We start from the raw sequence: 5,248 nt of genomic DNA, 5'->3' as shown, positions 1-5,248 counted from the left end.
CCAATCTTGAATTTGACCAAGTGTTAGGTCTAACCTTGGGGTGATGATAACCGAGAGGGTAACGCAATGAGTTTTACCCCCAGCCAAGAACAAGAAAACAGTCGGCTGATGTTGATTGGCCCGCACCGGGTTTTTTACTACGGTCTGCTGGGCAGACCCGGCGTCCGGAACTTCGGGTGTGCGACGCTGTATGTTTCCGACCTGGAACCTTTGCAGGTCAATATTGGCAATGGCTGGAGTGCCCGACACCTGGCGTGGGTGCCCCCCTATACCCCCCACCGTGTTCGCACGGCAGACCGGCACCTGGCTGTTGTCATGCTTGAGCCTGAGTACACGGATACGGTGATGGCCGGTGCCTGCATTCAACGGAAGTTGCAGGAGAACGCTTCGGCGGTAAGGGCGAGGATCCTCGAGGGTGTTATGCGCCTGCAGCAGGTAACCACCAGCGCCCGGCTTTCGGATGCGGAGTTTGATGACCTGCTGTTCGGCCAGCCCTTGCCGAGAAGGCTGCTAGACCCGAGGGTAAGCCATGTGGTGGACCGCATCTGTGAAAATACGGCCGACCCCTGCAGTGCCTCGTGCCTTGCCGACAGCGAAGGATTGTCCCTCTCCAGGTTCCTCCACCTTTTCAAGGCGGAAACCGGGGTGTGCCTGCGGAAATACCGCGCCTGGCGCCGTGCGCGGACGTTGCTGTACCACGTGCGTTCTCCGTCTACGCTTACGGATATTGCGCTGGAAACCGGGTACCCCGATTCCACGCATTTCAGTCATTCCATACGGCGCATCTATGGCCTTCCACCCAGGGATATTGTCAGCGGTTCCCGGCGCTTGAGGGTGCGGCTGCAGGTTTCCGGCGCAGGTCAGGCAAAGAACCTGACGGCAGCCAGTTCACGCAAGTTGCCCTCCAGGACGGCTGTTATGGTTCAGGGCTCTGCGTTCGCATGAGCAACACGATGATCAGAGGTGCATCATGACCCAAGAACAAATACAACAGAATGACCCCGGCCTCAGCTCCCACTACATCGGCGGTATCGGTGACTGGCTGCGTTACCATGCCTGGTACCGTCCGGACACTGAAGCCCTTGTCTATAACGATGACCGGGTCACCTACGCGGAGCTGGATCACCGAGTAAACCTCGCAGCTAACGTGCTTGCCAGCAAAGGTGTTACCAAGGGCAGCCGTGTCTGTCTGTTGATGATCAACAGCACCGCCTTCCTCGAAACCTTCTTTGCCTGTGCCAAGCTGGGGGCCATCGCTGTGCCCCTGAACTTCCGGCTCAGTGCGAAGGAGCTGGAGTTCATCATCAACGACGCGGAAGCGTCGGTGGTCGTCTACCATGCCCGTTTCCTGCCATTGCTGGAACCCATTCGCGGCGACACCACCCTGCAGCATGCCATCGTGGTAAACGGTGAGTGCGGCGAGGGCGTCAAGGGTGCCGACGGGGACCCGGATTACCGGGAGTGCCTCGCTGGTGCCGATGCCACCGACCGTAATGTGCTGGTTGGGCAGGACGACCCGCTGATGATGATGTACACGTCGGGCACCACCGGCAAGCCCAAGGGCGCCTTGCTGACCCACGCTAACCCCACCTGGGTGGCGATTAACACCCAGATGAGCCCGCTCGCCTTCAATACTTCGGACAGCACACTGACGGTCGCGCCACTGTTTCACATCGGGGGGCTCGCTATCTACACGCTGCCGATGCTCTATTGCGGCGCCCGCATTGTGCTGCAGCCCCAGTTCGAGCCGGAAAACCTGCTGAAAACCCTTGAGAAAGAACGCATCTCGACGCTGTTCGTGTTGCCGGCCATGTGGTTGATGCTCAGCCAGCGACCGGATTTCGACGACTATGACCTGTCATCCCTCAAGGTGCTTCTGTCCGGTGGGGCACCGTGCCCGATCACGGTGATCGAGTTCTTCCAGAAGCGGGGATTCCAGTTCCTGGAAGGCTTCGGCATGACAGAAACCTGTGCTTCGGCCTGTGTGCTAAATAACGAAAACGCCGTACGCAAGAACGGGTCGGTGGGCAAGCCGCTGATCCATGTGCAGATGCGCATCGTGGACGAGAACGACAACGACGTGGCGCCCGGTGAAACCGGTGAGCTGGTGCTCCGTGGCCCGAGCATGTTCCGGGAGTACTGGAACCGCCCTGATGCTACTGCCGAAGAATGGCGCAACGGCTGGTTCCACAGTGGCGACCTGGCCCGACAGGATGACGAAGGCTTCTATTACATCGTCGATCGCAAGAAAGACATGCTGATTTCCGGTGGCGAGAACGTCTATCCCACCCAGGTGGAGCAGGTGCTCTACCGTCACCCCAAAGTCCGGGATGTGGCGGTGATTGGTGTGCCCGATGAGAAGTGGGGTGAGGTGCCCATGGCGCTGGTGGTACCCGAAGAGGGTGACGAACCAACACTTGAGGAAATCCAGACCTACTGCGGCGAACACCTTGCCCGGTTCAAAGTGCCCAAGCACTTGGCAGTAGTGGAAGAGCTGCCCCGCACAGCCACCGGCAAGGTACTCAAGCGGGAGTTGCGCAAGCAGTACCAGTAATTCGCCTGAACAGAAACAACCGAGGAAGATCCATGACGACCAGCAGTCCCTTTTATACCGCCGAACACGAAGCCTTCCGGGATTCGGTCCGTGCCTTTGTCCGCAAGGAAATCGAGCCCTTCGTCACCGAGTGGGACGAGGCCGGTACCTTCCCGCGAGAGCTTTACAAGAAAGCGGCCGACATTGGCCTGATTCCCCTTGGCTATCCGGAAGAGTACGGCGGTATCGAGGCGGACCTGTTCTACATGATCATAGCTGCCCAGGAACTGGCCATGGCCGGCTGCGGTGGTCTTTCTGCCAGCCTGATGAGCCATGGTATCGGCTCGCCGCCCATCGTCAAATATGGATCGGAGGCGCTGAAGCAGCGTGTACTGCCGCCCATCTACGCCGGTGAGGCGATCAGTGCCCTTGCTATCACCGAGCCCGGTGGTGGTTCGGACGTGGCGGCACTGAAAACCACGGCGAAACGGGATGGTGACCACTACATCGTTAATGGCTCCAAGACCTTTATCACCTCCGGTATGCGCGCGGACACCTACACCGTGGCTGTACGTACCGGTGAGGCTGGCCACAAGGGCATTTCCCTGCTGGTGATCGACCGGGACACCCCGGGGTTCACTCGCACCCCGCTGGATCGAAAGATGGGCTGGTGGTGTTCTGACACCGCGACCCTGTACTTCGACGATTGCCGCGTGCCCGCTGGCAACCTGCTGGGGGAGGAAAACCAGGGCTCGAAGATGATCATGAACAACTTCAACTTCGAACGCATCTTCATGGCAGCCGGCTGTATCGGATTTGCCCGGGCCTGCTACGAGGAGGTCGTTGACTATGCCCGCCAACGCCAGACCTTTGGCAAGTCGCTGATCGAGCACCAGGTGGTTCGCCACAAGCTCGCGGATATGTACATGAAGATCGAGGCCAGCCAGGCCTACCTGGAAAAACTCGCCTGGCGTATCGATCACGGGGACAACCCGGTAGCCGATGTGTGCCTGCTCAAGAACCAGAGCACCCTGACCATGGAGTATTGCGCCCGGGAAGCGGTGCAGACCCTGGGTGGTGCCGGGTATCTGCGCGGACCCAAGTCAGAGCGTATCTATCGGGAAGTTCGGGTTAACGCCATCGGTGGCGGTGCCGAGGAAATCATGCGGGACCTGGCGTCCCGGCAGCTGGGCCTGTAAGGGGCCGGCCGTTTCATCAAGTCATTCGAGGTTGAGATGTCAGACAAGGTTATCAAAATCGGTGGTGCCTCCGGGTACTGGGGTGACACAGCACTGGGGCCGAAACAGCTGATCAGCTACGGTGGCGTGGATTACCTGATCCTGGACTACCTGGCGGAAATCACCATGTCGATTCTCGCCAAGGCCCGCTCCCGTGACCCGGAAGCCGGCTACGCTACGGACTTTATCGAGCGGGTCATGAAACCCTGGGTCAGGGACATTGCCGACAAGCGCATCAAGGTCATCGCCAACGCTGGTGGTGTCAACCTTGAAGCCTGCCGCCGGGCCCTGGAAGCGGTAGCAGCGGAGGCCGGTGTCACCCTGAAGATTGGTACGGTAGAAGGGGACAACCTGCTGGACCGGGCTGATGAGCTCCGGGGCAAGGACCTGCGGGAGATGGAAACCGGTGCGCCCATGCCAGACAAGGTCATGAGCGTGAACGCCTATCTGGGTGCCTTCCCCATTGCTGCGGCCCTGGATGCCGGAGCGGATATCGTGGTGACCGGTCGTTGTGTTGACAGCGCCCTCGCCGTGGGGCCACTGATCCATGAATTTGGCTGGAAGCCCGAGGATTACGACCGCCTTGCTGCCGGTGGGCTGGTGGGTCACCTGATCGAGTGTGGTGCACAGACCAGTGGCGGCAACTTCACTGACTGGGAAGATACCCAGGCTGGCTGGGAAAACACCGGTTTCCCCATTGCCGAGGTGTCTGCCGATGGCAGCTTTGTGCTGACCAAGCCGCCGGAGACGGGTGGCCTGGTATCGGTACTGACTGCCGGTGAGCAGATGCTGTACGAGATCGGCGATGCCCACAGCTATGTGCTGCCGGATGTGATCTGCGACTTCACCAGCGTCACCATGGAGCAGGTGGGTGATGACCGGGTTCTTGTCAAGGGGGCTCGGGGCCGTGAGCCCACCGCCACCTACAAGGTCAGCGCCACCCACATGGGCGGCTTTACCTGTATCGGCAGTTTCGTGATCGTCGGTCGGGATGCCGCTGCCAAGGCCCGTCGTATGGGCGAGGCAATCCGCAATCGGACCTCCGCCATGCTGGAGGAAGAGGGGCTGCCGGCATTTACCAAGAGCGATCTGCAGGTGATTGGGGCCGAGGCCATGTTCGGCGACCAGGCCAGGCCGGAAGCGCGTCAGGCCCGTGAAGTCGTTCTGCGCCTGGGTGTCCATCACCCACGCAAGGAAGGTGTGGAGCTTTTCTCCAAGGAGTTCGTAGGCGCTGCGTTATCCATGTCGCCAGCGGTGACCGGCGTCACCCCCGGGCGGCCGCGGCCCAGCCCGGTCGTCAGTCTGTTCTCGGGACTGATCGACAAGGACCAGGTGCCGGTAACCGTGAAGGTCGGCGGCGAGCCCGTTGCCCTGAAGGTGGCTAGTCTGCGAGGCCAGGGTCGGCCGCAACCGGCCGCGCCGGTGGAGTCGCCCCGGGTGTCGGAGGGCCGCACAACCACCTTGCCATTGATCGATC

General features: G+C 60.6%; 4 protein-coding genes. All 4 read left to right on the top strand.

Annotated elements, in window-relative coordinates; genetic code table 11:
• Nucleotides 1–108 precede the first annotated feature (108 nt).
• A complete protein-coding gene (locus tag BM036_RS19395) occupies nt 109–945 on the top strand; it encodes a helix-turn-helix transcriptional regulator (protein ID WP_177186125.1) in 837 nt (278 codons plus the stop codon).
• A gap of 25 nt (nt 946–970) precedes the next feature.
• Nucleotides 971–2,554: an o-succinylbenzoate--CoA ligase gene (gene menE, locus BM036_RS19390; RefSeq protein WP_091855271.1), complete on the top strand. Its 1,584-nt coding sequence runs from the start codon at nt 971–973 to the stop codon at nt 2,552–2,554.
• 32 nt (nt 2,555–2,586) lie between these two features.
• Nucleotides 2,587–3,732 carry an acyl-CoA dehydrogenase family protein gene (locus BM036_RS19385; RefSeq protein WP_091855270.1) on the top strand — a complete coding sequence of 382 codons (1,146 nt, stop codon included), beginning with the start codon at nt 2,587–2,589 and terminating at the stop codon, nt 3,730–3,732.
• Between the two features lie 36 nt (nt 3,733–3,768).
• Nucleotides 3,769–5,248, top strand: a 1,480-nt coding sequence (locus BM036_RS19380) for an acyclic terpene utilization AtuA family protein (protein ID WP_143066675.1), incomplete at its 3' end; no start/stop codon positions are given.

This window comes from Marinobacter segnicrescens (assembly GCF_900111555.1).
Taxonomy (GTDB): Bacteria; Pseudomonadota; Gammaproteobacteria; order Pseudomonadales; family Oleiphilaceae; genus Marinobacter; species Marinobacter segnicrescens.
This window is presented reverse-complemented; position numbering and strand designations above follow the sequence as displayed.